Consider the following 20,589-nt stretch of genomic DNA (forward strand, 5'->3'; position numbering starts at 1 on the left):
CGATGGCACGACGCACCGGGAGGCGACCGGGCAACCCGGACACCCGCGAGGCGATTTTGACCGCCGCCCGGCAGGTCTTCGGCGAACGTGGCTTCGACCAGGCGTCGGTGCGCGCCATCGCCGCGGCGGCCGGTGTCGACCCGGCGCTGGTGCACCACTACTTCGGCACCAAGGAGAAGCTCTTCCTCACCACCATGAACGCGCCGGTGGATCCCGGCGACCTGCTTCCGCAGGCGTTCGCCGGCGGCCCCGAGGAGGTCGGCGAACGGATGGTCCGGCTGGTGCTGGGGGTCTGGGACTCGCCGGCCGGGGTGGCGGCCCTGGCGCTGCTACGGTCGGCGTTGACCAACGACTGGACCGCCCGGCTGATGCGTGAATTCGTCACCACCCAGATCATCCGGCGGGTGCTCGGCCAGCTCGACATCGAACCGGCGGAGCTGCCGATCCGGTCCGCTCTGGTCGCCTCGCAGATGGCCGGCCTGCTGGTGGTCCGGTACGTCCTGCGGTTGGCGCCGTTGTCCATTATGGCGGCCGACGAGGTGGCCGCGGCGGTCGGTCCGACGATCCAGCGCTACCTGACGGGGCCGCTGACCGCAGCGGCCGGGGCGGTCGGGGCAGCTGAGAAGACGCCGGGCTGAGTCCGCTGCCCCGCGTCAGGCGGTGGCCGGTGGAGCGCACCGCCGGCAGAGCACCGGGTGCAGCAGGCGGGCGAGCTCGGCGCGGTCACGTACCGGGGCCGGGAAGGCCAACCGGGCACGCGGCCCGTGCGGGCCGAGCGCGACCACGAAACCGTACCGGTCCATCCGGACGACCTGCGGATCCCCGGCCAGCGACCGGTGACCGGCGTCGCGCAGCTGCCGGCGGATGAACGCTGTCATCTCGGCCCGGTGGTGGTCGGCGAGGTCGACGAGCAGTTCTGACTCGATGGCGCCGATCGGGTCGGGCTCGGCGGCGGCGTACTCGTCCGGGTCGACGTCGATGGTGACGCCGCAGCGTTCCAGCCGGACCTCGGCCACCTCCATCCGGAAGATGGTGGCACCCCGGCCGACGTCGAGCAGGTCGGGGCAGGCATGCACGTCGGCGAAGTCCAGCGCGGCCATCCGGGCGGGGGCGCCGTCGAGTGGGCCGACCCAGCCGGACACCCAGACCCGGCCGTGCGTCGGCGAACCGGCCACCGGCGGTACGTCGGCCACTTCCAGCACCACGGCGGTGTCGTCGGTGCCGGCGACGGGTCGCAGCGCGCCGTCGAGCTGGTCGGACCCGGCGGCGAGCAGCAGGATCCGCCCCATCGGGTCGGTCGCGTGCCGTACGGCGTGTGGTCCGGGGCGGCAGGCGACATGCGCCATGCCGGGCAGCCGGCCGGATGCCATCGTCCGGGCGATCTCCGCGGGACTGGGCTGCATGACACGGACCTCCGAGATCAGTTAGGCTCACCTTAGTGAGGGCAGGCTAACCTACTGAACCCGGAGACGTCCACGTGAACCACCCACGACCCAAGGCGCGAATCTCCCGCGCCCTCGGCATCCCGCTGACCCGCAAGTGCACCCGGTACTTCGAGCGGCGCCCGTACCCGCCCGGCGTGCACGGCCGCGCCCGCCGCAAGCCCTCCGACTACCAGGTACGGCTGCTGGAAAAGCAGCGGCTACGGCACCAGTACAACGTCAGCGAGACCCAACTGCGGCGCGCCTTCGACGACGCGGTACGCGGCACCGGCAAGACCGGCGAGGCCCTGGTCACGTTGCTGGAGCGACGCCTCGACGCGATCGTGCACCGGGCCGGCCTGGCCCGCACCATCTACCAGGCGCGGCAGCTCGTCACCCACGGCCACTTCACAGTGGACGGACACAAGGTGGACCGGCCGTCGTACCGACTGCGCCCGGGTCAGCTAGTCCAGGTCCGGGGACGCAGCCGGACCAAACCGCCGTTTCAGCTCGCCGCCGCCGGGGCGCACGTCGGTGCAGGGCCGGGCGCGCCGTACCTGTCGGTCAGCCTCACCGAACTGACCGCGACCCTGGTCCGCGAGCCCGCCCGCCGCGAGGTGCCGATCATCTGCGACGAGCAGCTGGTCGTCGAGTTCTACTCCCGCTGACCCCGGTCGCCGTGCCCGCCGTACCCGGTGACCTGCCCCGGCGGGTACGGCGCGGAGCCGGCGGTCACCGGGTCTGCTCCAGCACGGGTCACCGGGTCTGCTCCAGCCAGGAGGCGAAGAGCCGACCGTAGACCGACTCCGGATCGGCGAGCAGCTCCTCGTGCGGGCCCCGCTGCACCACCCGGCCACGGTCCACGACGATCACCTCGTCGGCCGCCTGCGCGGTGGACAGCCGGTGCGCGATCGCCACCGTGGTCCGGCCCCGGGTCACCGCCTCCAGGGTCCGCTGCAGCCGCACCTCGGTCGCCGGGTCCACCGCGCTGGTCGCCTCGTCGAGCACCAGCAGATCCGGATCCGCCACGTAGGCCCGGACCAGCGCCACCAGCTGCCGCTCACCGACACTGAGCGCCTCGCCCCGCTCTCCCACCGGGGTGTGCACCCCGTCCGGCAGGCCGGTCACCCAGTCGGCCAGCCCCAGCTCCACGAAGGCGGCGGTCAACTGCCCGTCGGTGAGCTCCGGGCGGGCGAACCGGACGTTCTCGGCGACCGTCGCGTCGAACAGGAAACCGTCCTGCGGAACCATCACCACCCGGGACCGCAGCGACTCGAACCGGACCTGGTCGAGCGGTACGCCGGAGAGCTTCACCTGCCCGGACACCGGGTCCATCAGCCGGGTGAGCAGCTTCGCGAAGGTCGTCTTGCCGCTGCCGGTCTCGCCGACCACCGCCACCCGGGTCTTCGCCGGGATCTCCAGGGTCACCTCGGAGAGCACCGGCGGCCCGCCCGGGTAGGCGAAGCAGACCTGTTCGAACCGCACGTCCAGCGGCCCGCCCGGCAGGTGCACCCCGTCGGCACCCGGGTCGGCAACGTCCGGGGCGACGTCCAGCACGTCGAGCACCCGCCGCCAGCCGGCGATCGCGTTCTGCGCCTCGTTGAGCACCTCGGTGGCAATCTGGACCGGCTGGATGAACAGGGTAACCAGGAACAGGAACGCGGTGAGCTGGCCGACGGTCAGCCCGCCGTCCACCCCCATCCGGACGCCGACCACCACCACCCCGGCCAGCGCCAGACCGGCGGCGATCTCCCCGGTGGAGAAACTGACGACGCTGGTCCGCAACGCCCGTTGCTGGGCGCGGCGCTGCCCTTCGATCGCTTCGTCCAGCCGACCGGCGGTGCGTCGGGACACGCCGTACGCCCGGATCACCGCCGCGCCGACCACGCTCTCCGCCACTGCGGCGAGCAGCGCGCCGGTGCGCTGGCGAACCACGCCGTAGGCGGCCGCGAGCCGACGCTGGAACGCCCGGATGATCAGCAGCGCGGGAACGAAGGCGGCGAGGACCACCAGGGTCAGCTGCCAGGAGTAGACCGCCATCACGACCGCGGTCACCACCACCTGACCCATGCTGATCAGCAGGATGACCCCACCCCACTGCAGGAACTGGGTGATCTGGTCGACGTCGCTGGTGACCCGGCTGACCAGTGAACCGCGCCGCTCGGACTGCTGGTGCAGCATGGACAGGTCGTGCACGTGCCGGAACGCACGGGTCCGCACGGCGGCGAGCGCGGTCTCACTGACCGTGAACAGCCGGCGCACCATGAAGTAGCCGCAGACGGTCGTCACGACCAGCACGGCGGCGGTGACCGCGACGATCGTGCCCACCACCTCGAGATCGGGGCCACCCGGCGCGCGCAGACCGTTGTCGATGGCCTGTTGGACCGCGACCGGAATGGCGGCCCGGCCGATCATCGACACCAACGCCAGCAGCAGGGTGCCGGCCAGCCCGGTCCGCAGCTCCGGGGAGAGCGCCAGCCCGCGGCGCATCGTCTGCCAGGTCGACTCGGGTCTGCCCGCCAGCGGGCCGGCGGCCGGCCCACCCGACGGCTCGACGGGGTCGGGCCGACGCTCGCCGCCGGACCGGTCGACGGTGGGCGCACTCACGCGACCACCTCCGCCGCCCGCGCCGGACCGCCACCGGGATCGCCGTCGTCGGTGCCGGTGCCGGACCGGGTCCGCTCCCGCTCCGCTTCCGCCTGCTCGTACGCGGTGACCAGGTCGTTGTAGCCGGGGCAGCGGGCCAGCAGCTGCTGATGCGTGCCGTGGTCCACCACCCGGCCCTGGTCGAGGTAGACGACCTCGTCGGCGAGGGCGATGGTGGCCCGACGGTACGCGACGATCAGGATCGACGTGGCGATCTCGGAGTTGCGCAGCGCGGCCAGGATCGCCGCCTCCACCCGGGGATCGACGGCGCTGGTCGCGTCGTCGAGCACCAGCAGTCGGGGCTGCCCGGCCAACGCGCGGGCCAGGGTGAGCCGCTGCCGCTGGCCGCCGGAGAGGGTGGTGCCGCGCTCACCGACGACGGTGTCCAGCCCGTCGTCGAGCGCCGCGACGAACCCGTCCGCCTCGGCCAGCCGCAGCGCCGACCAGGCCACCTCGTCGGTCAGCCCGGGCCGGTCCAAAGTGACGTTCGCCCGGACCGTGTCGTCGAAGGCGAACGGCACCTGGGCGACCAGGGAGACCGTGCGGGCCAGCGAACCGGCGGTCAACCGGGGCAGTTCGACCTCGTCCAGCATGACCCGGCCTGCGGTCGGGTCGACCAGCCGGGCGGCCAGCGCCGCGATCGTCGACTTGCCGGCTCCGGTCGGCCCGACCAGGGCCACGGTCCGCCCGGCGGGCACGGTGAACGACACGTCACGCAGCACCGGCGGCAGCGCGCCGTCGGTGCCGGGCGCGGTGACCGCGGTCGGGTCGACGGACTGGTCGGCCGGTGCCGGTGCGGCGGGCTGGTCGGTGCCGGCCGGCTGGTCGGCCGTGGCCGGCGCGGCGACCGGGGGCCGGTAGCTGAACCAGACCCGGTCGAAGACCAGGCTCGCCGGGGTGGCGGCGGCGGGCAGTTCGGTGTCGCCGTACGGCATCTCGCCGGTGGCGGTGAGCACGTGCCGCACCCGGTCCCATCCGGCGACGCTGCGCGGCAGCTCGGCCAGCACCCAGCCGATCGCCCGGACCGGGAAGGCCAGCACGGTGAACAGGAACGCGACGCTGACCAGGTCGGCCACGCTGACCGCGCCCTGCCGCAGCCGGGCGGCACCGACCAGCAGTACGGCGAGGGTGCCGAGGCTGGGCAGGGTCTCCAGCAACGGGTCGAACAGCCCGCGCAGCCGGCCCACGGAGATCAGCGCGTCGCGCAGTTCGACCGCCCGGCCGGCGAACCGGGCGGTCTCCTGGGCCTCCCGCCCCATGGTCTTGACCACCAGGGCACCGTCGAAGCTCTCGTGCGCGATCCCGCTGACCTCCGCCCGCAGCTGCTGCGCCCGGACCTGCCGGGGGGCCATCCGGCGCGAGTAGACCACGTTGAGGGCGAACAGCGCCGGGAACACCGCCAGCCCGACCAGTGCGAGCACCCAGTCGGTGGCGAACAGTGCGGCGATCGCGGTGACCAGCATCACCACCGTGCCGACGGCGAACGGCAGCGGGGCGACCGGGAACCAGGTCGCCTCGACATCGGAGTTCGCGTTCGACAGCAGCGTGCCGGTGGGGTGCCGCTGGTGCCAGGACATCGGCAGGTCGAGGTAGCGGCGGGTGACCCGGCGGCGGTAGCTGGCCTGCAGTCGGTACTGCATGAAGCCGGCACCGAGCCGCCGGCCGAAGATGCCCACCACCTTGACCACGCTCACCGCCAGCAGGGCCGCCGCGCCGGCTCCGAGCAGGCTGGTCTCCACCCGCCCGGACTCGATCGACGGGACCACCACCTCGCCCACGATCGCCCCGACCACGTACGCGCTGGCGATGGTGAGCAGGCCGAACACGACGCTGCCGCCGACGCCGACGGTGAACAGCCCCGGCTGCTCGCGGATGCCCTGGCCGAGCACCCACAGGCCGCGGAGCAGGACGTCACGGCTTGTTCGATTGGCCACGCTACCCCCGACTGTAAGTCCTGATCATCAAATCTCGTCCTTACCGACCCACGATGCCAGCGGGGTACGACGACTGTGGCCACCACCACAGCACGCCGCCGGTCCCGGCACCCGGCCCGGTACCGCGACGTCGACTCGCTCGGCGTGCCGTCCGCCGCCCGCCTAGGATCGGATCATGGCGCGGTTCGCACAGATGGAACGTCATGCCCTGGCCGACCTGTTCCTTGCCGTTGGTCCGGATGCCCCGACGGTGAACGATGGGTGGAACACCCGGGACCTCGCCGCGCACCTGGTCGTCCGGGAGCAGCGGCCCGACGCGGCAGTGGGCATCTGGCTGCCGGTGCTGCGCGGCTACAGCGAACGGATCCGGCTCGAACTCGCCGCCCGTCCCTTCCCCGACCTGGTGCGGATGGTCCGGCAGCCACCGGCGTGGAGTCCGCTGAGCAACCGGATCACCGACGAGGTGGTCAACCTGATGGAGTTCTTCATCCATCACGAGGATGTCCGCCGCGCCCAGCCGGACTGGCAACCCCGGGACCTGCCGCCCGGCGAGCAGGCCGCGCTGTGGAAACGCGTCTCGGCGCTGGCCAAGCTGCGGCTGCGCCGGTTCCCCGGCACGGTCACCGTCGTCGCCGACGGCTACGGGGACGTGGCGACCGGCGCCGGAGGGGACCGGGTGTCGATCAGCGCCCCACCCGGGGAGCTGGTGCTCTTCCTGACCGGCCGGCAACGGGTGGCCCGGGTCCAGCTGGACTGCGTCACCGCAGCCGAAGAACGATTGCGTAACGCCCGCTTCGGCATCTAGCGGTGATCCTCGTCGCGGCCGGTCCGGACCGCGATGATGATCATACCGGTACGCCATCCCTCCCCTGGGCGGCCGGCTGGAGGACGAATGCGCGCGTTCGCACCGACGTCCGTGGTCGCCCCACCGTTTAGGCCCCGCGCCAGCCCGTACTGGTCGACGCTCGCCCGGGCATCGGCGGGCTGGGCGGACCGGCACGGGCTGACCGCCGATCCGCAGCATGCCGCCCGGCTGCGCCGCGCCAACGCCGCCGAGCTGGCCGCCCGGGCCGCGCCCGACGCGGACATCGACCGCGTACAACTGCTCAGCGACCTGATCACCTGGCTGTTCGCGCTCGACGACCGCTGCGACGAGGACGGGCTCGGCACCGACCCGGGGCGGGTCGCGCCGGTGATCAGCCAGCTGATGCGGACACTCGACGGACCCGGTGCGACGCCCCAGACCGACCCGGGCGAGGTGGCCGAGCGGTCGCCACTGACGCTGACCCTCGCGGATCTGTGCCGCCGGATCCGCCGGCTGGGCCGGCCCGGGGTCCTGCTGCGGTTCACCGCTTCGCTGCACCAGTACCTCTTCGCGCTGCTCTGGGAGGCCGGCAACCGCCAGCAGGGCCGGGTGCCGGCGGTCGCCGAGTACATCCAGATGCGCCGGCACGCCGGCGCGGTACTGCCCAGTTTCGCGCTCACCGACCTCGCCGAAAGCGGACTGCCGCATTCCCGTCACCGGGTTGACCCGAGGCTCGCCAGACTGAACACTGTGGCGGCGGATCTGGTCTGCTGGTGCAACGACCTGTTCTCGTACGGCAAGGAACATGGCCAGGATCCCCACAACCTGGTCACCGTGATCGCCCACGAGACCGGCCACTGTCCGGCGGCGGCCCTGGCCGCCGCCGCCGAACGGTTCAACAACGGTCTCGCGCTGTTCCTCCGGCTGCAGGCCGAGGTGCTGACCGACGCGCCGCCGCCGGTGGCCCGCCTGGTCGCGACGCGACGAAACTGGATCCGTGGCACCTACGACTGGTCGGTGAACTCCAGCCGGTACCAGTGACCGGGCGTCGCACCGCCGGGGTCGACGGCATTCAGCCGGGATTCACCCCGGGATTCAGTCGTCCAGCTCCCAGCCAATCTCCGGCTGGTCGCCGACGCACACGGCGTCGACCTCGTACTCCCCCGCCGGCCCCACGAAGCTCACCTCGACGTCGTCGTCCGGCCCTCGGTCCACGTCGGTCGCCGTGTAGCCCTGCGCCGGGGCCCAGGACACCAGCCGGGCCCGACCCCCGGCGCACTCGGCGACCACCGTCCCGCCCGGGGTGGCGGCCGCCCGGCGTACCGCGTCGGGCCCGCCGGTCGTGGCCGCACCGGTCGCGGTGGGAACGGCCGGCCCCGTCGGCGGAGCGCCGGACGGCGACCGGCCCGCCTCCGGCTCCGCCGACTCCGCCGCCGCCAGCTCACGGGCGATCTCGGCCTGGCTCAGCACCTCGCCGGCCGGACCGCCGGTCAGGCCCTCGCCGACCACCCGGATCGCGGCCACCCCGATCAGCGTGGCCAGGCCGGCGGCAAGACCCCAACCGGCGGCGGTCAGCAGCATCCGGCGGTTGATCGGCATGTCCCGACTATGCCGCCTGGCGGGTTAACGGCGGCGCCGAGGGGTGCTAAGGCAGGGTTAACGCCGACGGTCCGACCCGCCGGGACGGGTAACGTGCGTGGGCGTGGCCCGGCTGCTGCTGATCGAGGACGACTTGGCGATCCGTACCCCGTTGATCCGGGCGTTGCGTGAACGCGGGCACGCCGTGGCCGCGGCGCACACCGCCATGAACGGACTCCAGCACGCCCTGGACGACCGCCCCGACCTGGTGGTGCTGGACCTCGGGTTGCCCGATCTGGACGGCCTGGAGATACTGCGGATGCTACGGGCGGTGAGCCGCGTACCGGTGATCATCGCCACGGCACGCGACGACGAGGGCGAGATCGTCCGCGGGCTGGACGCGGGCGCGGACGACTACGTTGTCAAACCGTTCACCGCCGCGCAGCTCGACGCGCGGATCCGCGCGGTGCTGCGGCGCGGTGCCGGCGAGCCGGTGGACAGCGCGGTGACCGTCGGCGCACTGTACATCGACGTACGGGCCCGGCAGGTCAGCCTCGCCGGGACCGGTCTGGAGCTGACCCCGCGCGAGTTCGACCTGCTGCACTACCTGGCGGCCCGGGCCGGGCAGGTGGTGACCAAGCGGGAGCTGCTCACCGAGGTCTGGCAGGTGCCCTACGGCGGCGCGGACAAGACCGTCGACGTGCATCTGTCCTGGCTGCGCCGCAAGCTCGGGGAGACCGCTGGGGCTCCGCGCTACCTGCACACGGTGCGCGGCGTCGGCGTACGGCTGGACGACCCGGACGCTGTGCCGTGAGACGACGGCTGACCACCCTGGTCGCCGCCACCACGACACTGGTGTTGGTGGCGTTCCTGGTGCCGCTGGCGCTGCTGCTGCGGACCGTCGCCCAGGACCGGGCGATCACCGCGGCGACCGCCGACGTGCAGTCGATCGTGGCGCTGGTCGGCACCGCCGACGCCGACAGCCTGCGGTTGACCGTCGATCAGCTGACCGCAACCGCCGACCGGCCGGTCACCGTCTACCTGCCGGACGGCACCGTACTCGGCGACCAGGTCGACGTCACCCCGGCGGTACGGCTGGCCGGCACCGGCCGCAGCCTCACCGCCACCGACGGGCAAGGACGGGAGATCCTCGTCGCGGTGCAGGGTCGCGACGACGGCACGGCGGTGATCCGGACCTTCGTGCCCGCTGCCGAACTCGACCGGGGCGTCGGCCGAGCCTGGGCGGTGCTCGCCGGCCTCGGAGTGGTGCTGATCCTGCTCGGAGTGCTCGTCGCCGACCGACTGGCCCGGCGGCTGGCGGCACCGGTCACCGAACTGTCGGCGGTGTCGCACCGGCTGGCGAACGCCGAACTGTCGGCCCGGGCACGACCCAGCGGTCCGGCCGAGTTCCGCGAGGTGGCCGGTGCGCTCAACCATCTGGCCGGCCGGATCCAGGAGTTGTTGCGCGACGAGCGGGAGCAGGTCGCGGACCTGTCCCACCGGTTGCGTACGCCGCTGACCGCGCTGCGGCTGGAGGCCGAGACGCTGTCCGATCCGGCCGACGCGGCCCGGGTGACCGCCGGGGTCGACTCGCTGGAGCGGGCGGTGACCGGGCTGATCGAACAGGCCCGGCGACGCAGCGCAGCGCCGGGCCGGGCGGCCGGGCCGGCGGCGGTGGTGGCCGACGCCACCGTGGTGGTACGCGACCGGGTCGAGTTCTGGTCGGTGCTGGCCGAGGACACCGCCCGGGTGGTGCGGCTGGACCTGGCGGACGGTCCGCTGCCGGTGGGGATCGACGCCGAGGAGCTGGCCGCCGCCGTGGACGCGGTGCTGGGCAACGTCTTCGCGCACACCCCGGACGGCGCCGGATTCACCGTCACCCTGACCGGCGCGCCGGTCGGCGGCGCGGTGCTGTCCGTCGCCGACGACGGCCCCGGCATGCCGGACGGGCTTGTCCTGCGTGGTGTGTCGGGGGCGGGCTCCACCGGTCTGGGTCTGGACATCGCCCGCCGGGCCGCGCAGGCCAGTGGCGGTCGGCTCGAGCTGGCCGACAGCTCCCCCGGCGCGGTGGTGACGCTGCGGTTCGGGCCGCCAGCCGGTGGCTGAACCAGCCCGGCCCCGTTCGGTTTAACTCGGCTTTATCGACGACGCAGCGCGCCGCTATCCGGCGACGGGCGAACCTTCGGTAGTACAACGACGACAGGAGGTTCGACATGGCCAGCAGACCGATGATCGTGATGATCGGGGTGGGTGCGGTCGCCGCACTCGCCGTCGCGGGCACCGCGCTCGGCGCGGCGGCCCAGGACGTGACCGGCGGCGCCGGGCCGACCAGCCCGGCCGTGGTCGCCAGCGAGTCGGGACAGGAAACGACGTCGGTGCCGCGTACCGGCACGGACGGGGCCGCCGACGACGGGCCGAGCGGCGGCGACGGGCCGAGCGGTAAGGCCAGCATGGGCGGTGGGTCCGCCGACCAGGTCACCCTGGACCGGGCGGCCCGGATCGCGGTCGATGAGGTGGGCGGCGGTCGGGTCACCGAGATCGAGCGGGACCACACGGACGGCCGGCCGATCTGGGAGGTCGAGGTCGTCGCCGACGGCGTCGAGTGGGACCTCGACATCGACCGGGTGACCGGCGCCATCGTCAAGCTCGACCGCGACGACGATGACCGCCGGGACGACGACCGCGACGACGACCGCCGGGATCGCTGAGCGGCGGCGGCCCGGTCGTGCCGGCCGCCGGGACGGGATGATGCCCGTCCCGGCGGCCGGACATGGTCAGCCGATCGGTGCGGGCAGCAGCGGCGGACGCTGGGTCAGCGTCGGCACCGCGGTCAACGTCGGGCGTGGAGTGAAGGTCGGGATCGCGGTCAGCGACGGTGCCACAGTCGGGCGCGGCGACAACGTCGGCCGTGGAGTGAAGGTCGGGACCGCGGTCAACGTCGGCGCCGGGGTGACGGCGTTGCGGAACAGGACGTACAACAGCAGGTTCGGCGAGCCGGGCCCGGGGTTGACCACCACGTTCGGCGTGGCGATCCGCAGGATGAAGGCGGACACCTGCGCCGGGGTGTAGTTCGGGTACGCGTGCAGCACCATGGCGGCCGCTCCGGCCACGTGCGGCGCGGCCATCGAGGTGCCGCTGATCGTGTTGGTCGCGGTTGGGCTGGTGTGCCAGGCAGAGGTGATCTGCGAGCCGGGCGCGAACAGGTCCAGGCAGCGTCCCCAGTTGGAGTAGGGGGCCCGGTTGTCGTTGCGGTCGGTGGCCCCGACGGTCAGTGCTGTGGGGACCCGGGCCGGCGAGAAGTTGCAGGCGTCGGCGTTGGAGTTACCGGCCGCCACCGCGTAGCTGACGCCCGAGGCGATCGAGGCGGTCACCGCGCTGTCCAGCGTGGCGCTGGCCCCGCCACCGAGGCTCATGTTCGCCACCGCCGGCCGGCCCGCGGCGTTGGTGGTGACCCAGTTGACGCCGGCGAGGACTCCGGCGACGGTGCCGCTGCCGCCGCAGTTGAGCACCCTGACGGCGACCAGCCGGACCTTCTTGGCCACCCCGAACTTGGTGCCGCCGACCGTACCGGCGACGTGGGTGCCGTGCCCGTTGCAGTCCGCCGAGGTGCCACCGAACGCGTCGTACCCGGGGACGGCCCGGGGGTAAAGGTCGGTGTGGTCGAACCGGATGCCGGTGTCGATGATGTACGCGGTGACCGTCGAGCCGGTGTTCGGGTAGGTGTAGGAGCGGTCCAGCGGCAGGTAGCGCTGGTCGATCCGGTCCAGGCCCCAGGACGGCGGGTTGACCTGGGTCCCGGCCAGCGAGACGGTGTGGTTCTGCTCCACGTACGCGACGGACGAGTGTGCCGCCAGGCGGCGGGCGGCGGCTTCGGAGAGGTTGATCTCGAACCCGGTGAAGGCGGTCTCGTACAGTCGGTTGACCACGCCGCCGTAGGTCCCGGCGAGGTCGGCGGCGCGGGTCGCGATCCGGGCGGTCCGCATGGTGCGGGAGCCGCTCACCGCGCTGGCCTTCAACGCGACGATGTAGCTGCCCGCCACCGCGGTGGCGCCACCCGCCTGGCGGATCTCGCCGGTGGGTGCGGCCGCGGCCGGCGGGGTGACCGTCATGGTGGCGACGGCCGCCGCCACGACCAGCACCAGGGCGCGCCGGACGTGCGTGCGCAAGGGTGTCATCTCCGTCCTTCCTTCGGTCTTTTGTCCGCAGTAGATCGACTACTGCGGATAGATGGACGATCGACGATGCCGATCGGACCGATCGTAGGGCGGAGCCGATTGACGGCTTCCTATACCTCTTGGGTCATATCACTAGCAGTATGCAAACGACTACCCTATGCGGCGTCGATGGGTAGGGGTGCCGGGCGGGGTGCGGCCCCCGGGCGCTGGGGTGCCCGGGGGCCGCGCGCGCTGCTCGACTCGTCGGGTCGATCAGCTGATCTGTTGATCAGTTGACCACGAAGAGCAGGCGGTTCGGTGAGCCGGAGCCCGCGCCCGACACCACGCCGGTGGTGGCGTTGCCGACCAGGTAGCTGGTCACCTGGGCCGGGCTGTAGGAGGGGAACCGGCCGAGCACCAGAGCGGCGGCACCCGCCACATGCGGGGCGGCCATCGAGGTGCCGCTGATGGTCCGGGTGGCGGTGTTGCTGTTGTACCACGGCGCGGTGATCGACGAGCCCGGCGCGAAGATGTCCAGGCAGCTGCCGTAGTTGGAGTACGACGCACGGGCGTCGCTGCTGGTGGTGGCACCGACGGTGATCGCGCTGGAGACCCGGGCCGGCGAGTAGTTGCAGGCGTTGGCGTTGGAGTTGCCGGCCGCCACCGCGTAGCTGACGCCGGAGGAGATGGAGTTCGCCACCGCGCTGTCCAGCGTGCTGCTGGCCCCGCCGCCGAGGCTCATGTTCGCCACCGCCGGCTTGACCGCGTTGGCGGTGACCCAGTTGACCCCGGCGACGACCCCGGCGATGGTGCCGCTGCCGGAGCAGTTCAGCACCCGGACCGCGACCAGCCGGACGCCCTTGGCCACCCCGTACGCGCTGCCGCCGACCGTACCGGCGACGTGGGTGCCGTGCCCGTTGCAGTCCGCCGACGTGCCGCCGAACGCGTCGTAGCCGGCGCGGGCCCGCCCACCGAAGTCGTTGTGCGTGGTGCGGATGCCGGTGTCGATGATGTACGCGGTGACGTTGCTGGCCGTCGTGGGGTAGGTGTAGGCGTTGTTCAGCGGACGGTTGCGCTGGTCGATGCGGTCCAGACCCCAGGACGGCGGGTTGTTCTGGGTGGCGGCGATCGACACGGTGTGGTTCTGCTCCACGTACGCCACGGACGAGTGCGCGGCGAGCCGACGGGCGGCCGACGCCGACAGCCGCGCCTCGAAGCCGTTGACCGCGGCGCCGAAGACCCGGTTGACGGCACCGCCGTACTGGGCGGCGAGGCTGCCGGCCCGGTCGGCGACGGCGGCGGCGCGGGCCGCGTCGCCCCGAGCCGCGACGGCGGCGTCGGTGAGCACCACGATGTAGCTGCCCGCGACCGCGGTGGCCCCGCCGGCGAGCTTGATCTCCCCGGCCGGAGCGGCGGCCGCCGGGTTGCCGACCAGCGCGGTGGCGACCGCGGCGGCGCAGCCGGCCAGCAGCAGCCGGCGGCCGGTGGTACGGAGAACGGTCATCCCTGTTCCTTCCTGGATGCGGACACCCGCGTCGGCTTGTGGCCGTCTCGGTCGCGGGCGGGCGATCGGGATATCGATCGATGGGATCGTATGCGGGATGGTAGGCAGATTTATATATCGATATACCTATACCGCCGACGCATGGTTTCCGGTCCCCGGAACCGGGCGCGGGTCACCGACCCGGAGCAGCGCACCGGAGCCGGGCACCGGCGAAACAGCCCTTGACGAGGAATGCCACCGCGAGGCCTGGCCGGGTCTGCCCCGCTGGGCGATGCTTGGGGCTAGCCGAACGCGCAACCCTGGCACTACTGTTCGGTAACACAGAATTTACGTGACGGCGCTCACTATCACATATGCGGAGGCGACGGACCCAATGGCTCTCGACGTCCCATACCGGTCGATTCCTGACATGTTTCTGCAGCGGGTGGCTGCCACCCCGGACCGGAACGCGATCGCCGGCCCCGCCCCCGGCGACTCCGGCCTGACCTGGCTGACCTGGAGCGAGGTCGCCGGCCGGACCAGGGCCATCGCTGCCGGCCTGTACGCGCTGGGCGTCGGCAACGAGGACCGGGTGGCCATCCTGGCCAACACCCGGATCGAATGGGTACTGGCCGATCTGGGCATCATGTGCGCCGCCGGCGCGACCACCACGGTCTACCCCACCACCGAGCCCGCCGACGCGGCGTTCATCGTCGGCGACTCCGGCTCGAAGATCCTGATCGCGGAGAACCGCGCCCAGGCCGACAAGATGGCCGGTGCGGACCTGCCTGCGCTCACCCACGTGGTGCTGATCGACGGGGCGGCCGACCCCGCTGCGACGGTCCCCCAGCTCACCCTGGCCGAGCTGGAGGAACGCGGCGCCCAGGCACTCGCCGAGGAACCCGGCCTGATCGAACGGATCGCCACCACCATCGAGCCGGAGCACCTGGCCACCCTGATCTACACCTCCGGCACCACCGGCCGACCCAAGGGCGTCGAGCTGCTGCACCGGGGCTGGTGCTGGGAGGCCGTCGCCCAATCCCAGCTGGGCATCATGAACCCCGACGACCTGCAGTACCTCTGGTTGCCGCTGTCGCACTCGTTCGGCAAGACCCTGCTGTGCAGCATCATCCATGTCGGACTGCCGACCTACGTGGACGGCCGGGTGGACAAGCTGGTCGACATGCTGTCGGTGGTCCGGCCGACGCTGATGTGCGCCGCCCCGCGGATCTTCGAAAAGGTCTACAACAAGGCGGTCACCACGGCTCAGGAGGCCGGCGGCGCCAAGGCCCGGATCTTCGACTGGGCGGTCGGCGTCGGTCGCCAGCGGGTGGCCCTGCAACAGGCCGGCCGGCCGGTGCCGGGTGGACTGAAGCTCAAGTACACGATCGCCGAGAAGCTGGTCTTCAGCAAGCTCCAGGCCCGTCTCGGCGGGCACATCAACGCGCTGGTCTCCGGTTCGGCGCCGCTGAGCCCGGACATCGCCGAGTTCTTCGCCGCCGCCAACCTGCCGATCTGCGAGGGCTACGGGCTGACCGAGGCGAGCGCCGCCAACTTCGTCAACCGGCCAGTCAAGATCAAGATCGGCACCGTCGGACAGGCGCTGGGCGACCTGGAGTGCCGCATCGACGACGACGGCGAGGTGCTGCTGCGTGGCGCCCCGGTGATGCGTGGCTACCACAACCTGCCGGACGAGACCGCCGAGGCGTTCACCGCCGACGGGTTCTTCCGCACCGGCGATATCGGCAACCTCGACGACGAGGGCTTCCTCACCATCACCGACCGCAAGAAGGACCTGGTCAAGACCTCCGGCGGCAAGTACGTAGCACCGTCGCACATCGAGGGCCTGTTCAAGGCGGTCTGCCCGTACACCTCACAGGCGGTGGTGATCGGCCAGGCCCGCAACTACTGCACCATGCTGGTCACCCTGGACCCGGACGCCATCACCGGCTGGGCCGCCGACGGGCCGCTGGCCGGCCGCCCGTACGCCGAGATCGTCGCCTCGCCCGAAGTGCAGACTCTGGTGGCGGGCTACGTCGCTGAGCTCAACGGCAAGCTCAACCGGTGGGAGACGATCAAGAAGTTCGCTATCCTCAGTCGGGACCTGACCATCGAGGACGGCGAGATGACGCCGTCGCTCAAGATCAAACGCCGGATCGTGGAGAACAACTTCGCCGCCGAGATCGACCGGATGTACGCCGGTCAGCTCGCCGAGATCTGACCGTGGGGTCGGGCACCAGCCGCCGTCAGGCGATCATGGCGGGCTCCCGCCACTGGCGGCGGCTGGTGCGGTCAAGGTCGTAGCGCACGGCGGCGATCCGCCGTACGGCGTCGGTCAGCACCGGCACTGGCAGGGTGAACGGCAACCGCAGGAACCGCTCCAGGGTGCCGTCGATGCCGAACCTTGGGCCGGGGGCCAGTCGCACCCCGGACTCCTCGGCCGCCCGGGCGAGCGCGCTGGAGATCGGGCCGTCCAGCTCCGCCCAGAGGGTCACCCCGCCGTGCGGCACGGTGACCCGCCACTCGGGCAACACGTTGGCCAGTTCGGCGAGCAGCGCGTCCCGCTGGGCGGTGAGCTGCGCCAACCGGGCCGGCACGATGGTGTCAGCAGCGGCCAGCAGGTGGACCCCGACCAGCTGGTCGAGCACCGGACCGGCCATGTCCACCCCGACCCGCAGGGCGGCGAGCCGCTGCACCAGCGGCGCCGAGGCCCGTACCCAGCCGATCCGCAGCCCACCCCAGTAGGGCTTGCTCATCCCCCCGATGGAGATCACCCGGGAGTGCCGGTCGAAGACCGCGGTCGGCGGCGGCACCACGGTGCCGTCCAGCGGCAGGTCCACGAACGACTCGTCGACCACCAGGTCGGTGCCGCTGGCGTGGGCCGCCGCAACCACCCGTTCCCGCAGCTCGGCCGACATCAGGTGACCGGTCGGGTTCTGGAACTCGGGGATCAGGTAGGCCAGCCGGGGCCGGTCCTGCCGGATCGCGCCGAGCAGCAGGTCGGCGTCCCACCCGTCGCCGGCGGTGGTCGCCAGTCCGTGGGTGGCGATCCGGGCCCGACGGGCGGCGAGCGCGGCGAGCGCGTTCGGGTAGGTGGGCGACTCGACCAGCACCGGCGCACCGGCCGGCAGCAGCAGCCGCAGCACCAGGTCGAGGGCGTGCTGGGTGCCGCTGGTCACCATGATCTGCTCCGCGCTGGTAGGCAGGCCACGCCGGGTGTAGCCGTGGGCGACCGAGGCCCGCAGCTCGGCCAGCCCGGTCGGGTAGTAGCCGGCGTGCTGCAGGTAGCGGGGCAGGTCCTCGGCGGCGGCCCGGGCCGCCGGTACCAGCTCGGGTGGGGCGGCCAGTGCCGCGTACCCCAGGTCGATCATGTCGGGAGCGGTCGCCGCGGTCCACAGCCCGGAGCTGGCCACCTGGTGTCCGGTGGGCAGCGTGGTCCAGCTGCCGGCCCCCCGTCGGCTGGTCAGGTGGCCGGTCTCCCGCAGGCTGCGGTACGCGGCGGTGACGGTGGTCCGACTGACCCGAAGCGCCTCGGCCAGTTCCCGCTCGGCCGGCAGCCGTACGCCGAGCGCCAGCCGCCCGTCGGCGAGCAGGCCGCGGACCGCCCCGGCCAACGCGGCGTAGTCCGGGTTGCGCCGCCGGCCGGGCAGGGCATGCCACTGGCCGAGCAGCCGGGCCAATTGGCTGCCCCGCACGATCACCGCCATAACCAGTTGCCTCCGATTGGTCGTTTCGCGATCGCCGATTGGCCTTCAGAGTGGCATGCATGACCAAGATTGGCAACGGCGGTGGCCTCCGCCGCAGATCGGACCCCGACCCCGGTCACCATGTCGGCGGCCGCCCCGGCCGACACCCGGGTCGGCGGCTGCCCCGGCGGCTCGGGCAGCTCTACGCCGGCCTCGCCCTGTACGGCGTCAGCATGGCGCTGATGATCGAGTCGGACCTCGGGCTGAACCCGTGGGACGTCTTCCACCAGGGGTTGACCCAGCTGACCGGGCTGAGCTTCGGGACCGTCACGGTGCTCGTCGGTGGCGCCGTGCTGCTGCTGTGGATACCGCTGCGGCAGCGGCCCGGCCTCGGCACGGTCAGCAACGTGGTGGTGATCGGCGTCGCGGTGGACGCCGGCCTCGCGCTACTGCCCGCACCGACGCAACTGCCGGTCCGGGGCGCGTTCCTGGTCGCCGGGATCGTGCTCAACGGCCTGGCCACCGGCCTGTACATCGGAGCGCGGATGGGCCCCGGCCCCCGGGACGGGCTGATGACCGGCTGGGTCGCGCGGCACCCGCGCAGCTCGGTCCGGCTGGTCCGCACCGTGATCGAGGTGTCCGTCCTGGCGTGCGGCTGGCTGCTCGGCGGCACCGCCGGGCTGGGCACCGTGCTCTACGCGGTCGGCATCGGACCGCTGGTGCAGTTCTTCCTGCCGCTGTGCACCGTACCCAGCAACTTGACCGCGCCCGACGCCACGCCGCCCGACACGGCCGGGCCCGGGCCGGTCCCGGCGGTCAGTCGTCCGGCGGACGGTAGCTGACGCCGACCCGGTCCAGCCGGCGCAGCTGCCCGGTCAGCCGACTACGGAACTCCGCCCACACCCCGGGCGGCACCGCGCCGGTGTCATCGGTCGGCACCGGTCCGGACCAGCCCACCTCCGCCAACGCGGCGAGCCGGGGGAAGGCCCGCCACCACACCCGCTGCTCGGTGGGCAGGTACTCGCTCCACAACTGCCCCTGCACCCCGAGCACGTCGCCGGGCTGGAACCCGTACACCGTGCGCAGCGGCAGCACCCCGGCGATGGCCAACGGCTCGGCCGGATCGTCGGACTCGGCCCAGTCGAAGTACGTGTGGCTGTACGGCGCGGCGACCACCGGCAGGCCGGCCGCCCGGGCCACGTCGATCCGGTCGGTGCCCCGCCACGCGAAGACGGTGGATCCGCCCGGCGCCCCCCGGTCGAGCAGTTCGTCCCAGACCGCGGTCCGCCGGCCGTGGCCGGCCAGATGCTCGGCGAGCCGCCCGGTCCACCAGCCCTGCAGGTCGGCCACCCGGGGCAGGCCGAGCTCGGTGGCCCGGGCGACGGCCGCCGGGTTCGCCGCCCACTCGGTGGTCGGCACCTCGTCCCCGCCGACGTGCACGTATTCGAACGGGAAGACCTCGACCACCTCGTCGAGGATGTGGTGCACGGCGGCCAGGGTGGCCGGTTCCAGGTTGAGCACGTGGGTGGAGATCCCCCAGGTCGTCCCGACTGCCAACTGGCGGGTCGGATCGTTGCCGAACTCGGGATAGGCCGCGATCGCCGCCTGAGCGTGCCCGGGCAGGTCGATCTCCGGCATGATCCGCACGCCGCGCCGGGCCGCGTAGGCCACCAGGTCACGCAGCTCTGCCTGCCGGTACCAGCCGCCGTGCGGCACCCCGTCGCTGCGGCCGTCCCGAAGATGACCGGCCGGCGACGCCGCCCGGAACCCACCCACCTCGGTCAACCGGGGGTACCGCCGCACCTCGAACCGCCAACCCTGGTCGTCGGTCAGATGCAGGTGCAGGGTGTTGAGCTTGTGCATGGCCAGCACGTCGACGTAGCGGTAGAGCAGCGGCAGCGGGTGGCACCAGCGGGCCACGTCGAGCAGCGATCCCCGCCACGGGTACGCCGGCACGTCGACGATCTCCACCGTCGGCAGCCGCCACGGCACGCCGCGGACCGGCCCGGCCGCGTACACCTGGTCGGGCAGCAACTGACGCAGCGTCTGCACCGCCCAGCGCAGCCCGGCCTCGGCGGCGGCCACCGCCCGGACCCCGGTTGGGTCGACGCGCAGCCGGTAGCCCTCGGCGCCGAGCGCGGGATCGTCGCGCACCAGCAGGCTGATCACGCCGTCGCCGGGCGCCCCGGCCATCGGCAGCGGCAGCCCGGTCGCCGGGGTGAGCAGTTCGCGCAGCAGGTTGGCGACGCCGGCCGGCGCGAACAGACCGGTCGTCGCATCGAGGGTGAAATGCCCGGCCTCACGGATCAGCCGGGTGGGACGCGGCAAAAGCATGTCCACAGCCAAGCACAGGAGTTCCGCCCGCGCCGCCCCGCGCGGCATCATGGGCAGATGATGGACGAGGGGTGGGCTTGGTCGGACGCGTGGATCTTCGTCTCGACGGTCATCGCGGGCAAGGTGGGTCGGCACCGCAGGTCGCCGCTGAGCCGCCGGCCCGAAGGGGTACGCCTGGTCGACGTGCTCACCACCGCCGAACACCTCAACCAGGCGATCCCCACCCGGGAGGAGATCGAGACCGGGGTACGCCGACTGCTCGGCGCCAGGCTGGTCTCGGTCAGCGACGGCTGGTTCCAGGTGACCGAGGCCGGTGAACAGCTGTGGCGGGACCGGCCACGCAGCGGTCTGACCACGACGGTGGACAGTGTGCACGGGTTGCTCGACCAGCGGTACGCCACCACCGAGGCCGAGTGGCGGCTGGACGACCAGGACCACGCTGCCGCGATGCTCGAATACACCGGGCGTTTCCTGCCGCCGGCGCCCCGGCGTTCGGTGGAGAACTCCGCCGCCGCCCAGCAGGGCCGGCCCTGACCGCCGGCCGGCTG

At 72.7% G+C, this 20,589-nt stretch carries 18 protein-coding genes; 10 read left to right on the forward strand and 8 right to left on the reverse strand.

Annotated elements, in window-relative coordinates:
• Positions 1-2 precede the first annotated feature (2 nt).
• Complete coding sequence (locus ACFHWT_RS21345; RefSeq protein ID WP_416596436.1) at positions 3-638, forward strand: TetR family transcriptional regulator; 636 nt, start codon at positions 3-5, stop codon at positions 636-638.
• Between the two features lie 15 nt (positions 639-653).
• Here the strand turns inward: ACFHWT_RS21345 and ACFHWT_RS21350 are convergent, their stop codons facing one another.
• Positions 654-1,403 (reverse strand): DUF2470 domain-containing protein, encoded by a 750-nt coding sequence (locus ACFHWT_RS21350; protein WP_416596437.1) that lies wholly within the window; start codon positions 1,401-1,403, stop codon positions 654-656.
• Between the two features lie 74 nt (positions 1,404-1,477).
• Here ACFHWT_RS21350 and rpsD point away from each other — a divergent pair, with 74 nt between their 5' ends.
• Entirely contained in the window at positions 1,478-2,089 is a 612-nt protein-coding gene (gene rpsD / locus ACFHWT_RS21355; RefSeq protein ID WP_416596438.1) for a 30S ribosomal protein S4, read from the forward strand.
• 88 nt (positions 2,090-2,177) lie between these two features.
• Here rpsD and ACFHWT_RS21360 read toward each other — a convergent pair whose 3' ends face one another.
• Positions 2,178-3,911, reverse strand: coding sequence for an ABC transporter ATP-binding protein (locus ACFHWT_RS21360; RefSeq protein ID WP_416596464.1), 1,734 nt, complete (start codon positions 3,909-3,911; stop codon positions 2,178-2,180).
• Positions 3,912-4,024: 113 nt separating this feature from the next.
• On the reverse strand, positions 4,025-6,001 hold the full coding sequence (locus tag ACFHWT_RS21365; protein ID WP_416596439.1) for an ABC transporter ATP-binding protein: 1,977 nt from the start codon (positions 5,999-6,001) through the stop codon (positions 4,025-4,027).
• A 175-nt stretch (positions 6,002-6,176) separates the two neighbouring features.
• Here ACFHWT_RS21365 and ACFHWT_RS21370 point away from each other — a divergent pair, with 175 nt between their 5' ends.
• Positions 6,177-6,806 (forward strand): TIGR03085 family metal-binding protein, encoded by a 630-nt coding sequence (locus ACFHWT_RS21370; protein ID WP_416596440.1) that lies wholly within the window; start codon positions 6,177-6,179, stop codon positions 6,804-6,806.
• Positions 6,807-6,893: 87 nt separating this feature from the next.
• Positions 6,894-7,847 (forward strand): terpene synthase family protein, encoded by a 954-nt coding sequence (locus ACFHWT_RS21375; RefSeq protein WP_416596441.1) that lies wholly within the window; start codon positions 6,894-6,896, stop codon positions 7,845-7,847.
• Positions 7,848-7,901: 54 nt separating this feature from the next.
• On the opposite strand, the gene ACFHWT_RS21380 is transcribed toward ACFHWT_RS21375, so the two are convergent.
• Positions 7,902-8,405, reverse strand: a complete 504-nt coding sequence (locus ACFHWT_RS21380; protein ID WP_416596442.1) for a septum formation initiator — start codon at positions 8,403-8,405, stop codon at positions 7,902-7,904.
• Between the two features lie 103 nt (positions 8,406-8,508).
• Here ACFHWT_RS21380 and ACFHWT_RS21385 point away from each other — a divergent pair, with 103 nt between their 5' ends.
• From ACFHWT_RS21385 to ACFHWT_RS21395, 3 genes are all read left to right on the forward strand, one after another.
• Positions 8,509-9,198 carry a response regulator transcription factor gene (locus tag ACFHWT_RS21385; protein ID WP_416596443.1) on the forward strand — a complete coding sequence of 230 codons (690 nt, stop codon included), beginning with the start codon at positions 8,509-8,511 and terminating at the stop codon, positions 9,196-9,198.
• Complete coding sequence (locus ACFHWT_RS21390; protein ID WP_416596444.1) at positions 9,195-10,490, forward strand: sensor histidine kinase; 1,296 nt, start codon at positions 9,195-9,197, stop codon at positions 10,488-10,490. The genes ACFHWT_RS21385 and ACFHWT_RS21390 overlap by 4 nt, the downstream gene beginning before the upstream one ends.
• 107 nt (positions 10,491-10,597) lie before the next feature.
• Positions 10,598-11,092 carry a PepSY domain-containing protein gene (locus ACFHWT_RS21395; protein WP_416596445.1) on the forward strand — a complete coding sequence of 165 codons (495 nt, stop codon included), beginning with the start codon at positions 10,598-10,600 and terminating at the stop codon, positions 11,090-11,092.
• Between the two features lie 66 nt (positions 11,093-11,158).
• Here the strand turns inward: ACFHWT_RS21395 and ACFHWT_RS21400 are convergent, their stop codons facing one another.
• Both ACFHWT_RS21400 and ACFHWT_RS21405 read right to left on the reverse strand, forming a co-directional pair.
• Positions 11,159-12,559: a S8 family serine peptidase gene (locus ACFHWT_RS21400; RefSeq protein WP_416596446.1), complete on the reverse strand. Its 1,401-nt coding sequence runs from the start codon at positions 12,557-12,559 to the stop codon at positions 11,159-11,161.
• A 268-nt stretch (positions 12,560-12,827) separates the two neighbouring features.
• Positions 12,828-14,042 carry a S8 family peptidase gene (locus ACFHWT_RS21405; RefSeq protein ID WP_416596447.1) on the reverse strand — a complete coding sequence of 405 codons (1,215 nt, stop codon included), beginning with the start codon at positions 14,040-14,042 and terminating at the stop codon, positions 12,828-12,830.
• 373 nt (positions 14,043-14,415) lie between these two features.
• Between ACFHWT_RS21405 and ACFHWT_RS21410 the strand changes: the two genes are divergently transcribed.
• Positions 14,416-16,242 (forward strand): AMP-dependent synthetase/ligase, encoded by a 1,827-nt coding sequence (locus ACFHWT_RS21410; RefSeq protein ID WP_416596448.1) that lies wholly within the window; start codon positions 14,416-14,418, stop codon positions 16,240-16,242.
• 25 nt (positions 16,243-16,267) lie between these two features.
• Here ACFHWT_RS21410 and ACFHWT_RS21415 read toward each other — a convergent pair whose 3' ends face one another.
• Positions 16,268-17,728: a PLP-dependent aminotransferase family protein gene (locus tag ACFHWT_RS21415; RefSeq protein ID WP_416596449.1), complete on the reverse strand. Its 1,461-nt coding sequence runs from the start codon at positions 17,726-17,728 to the stop codon at positions 16,268-16,270.
• Between the two features lie 59 nt (positions 17,729-17,787).
• Here ACFHWT_RS21415 and ACFHWT_RS21420 point away from each other — a divergent pair, with 59 nt between their 5' ends.
• Positions 17,788-18,549 (forward strand): YczE/YyaS/YitT family protein, encoded by a 762-nt coding sequence (locus ACFHWT_RS21420; RefSeq protein ID WP_416596450.1) that lies wholly within the window; start codon positions 17,788-17,790, stop codon positions 18,547-18,549.
• On the opposite strand, the gene ACFHWT_RS21425 is transcribed toward ACFHWT_RS21420, so the two are convergent.
• Positions 18,524-20,041 carry a beta-N-acetylhexosaminidase gene (locus ACFHWT_RS21425; protein WP_416596451.1) on the reverse strand — a complete coding sequence of 506 codons (1,518 nt, stop codon included), beginning with the start codon at positions 20,039-20,041 and terminating at the stop codon, positions 18,524-18,526. The two genes, ACFHWT_RS21420 and ACFHWT_RS21425, sit on opposite strands and share 26 nt — an antisense overlap.
• A gap of 57 nt (positions 20,042-20,098) precedes the next feature.
• Between ACFHWT_RS21425 and ACFHWT_RS21430 the strand changes: the two genes are divergently transcribed.
• Positions 20,099-20,575 (forward strand): hypothetical protein, encoded by a 477-nt coding sequence (locus ACFHWT_RS21430; RefSeq protein WP_416596452.1) that lies wholly within the window; start codon positions 20,099-20,101, stop codon positions 20,573-20,575.
• Positions 20,576-20,589 lie beyond the last annotated feature (14 nt).

Origin of the sequence: Micromonospora sp. LOL_021, from assembly GCF_048060215.1 — a bacterium.
Classification (GTDB): domain Bacteria; phylum Actinomycetota; class Actinomycetes; order Mycobacteriales; family Micromonosporaceae; genus Micromonospora_E.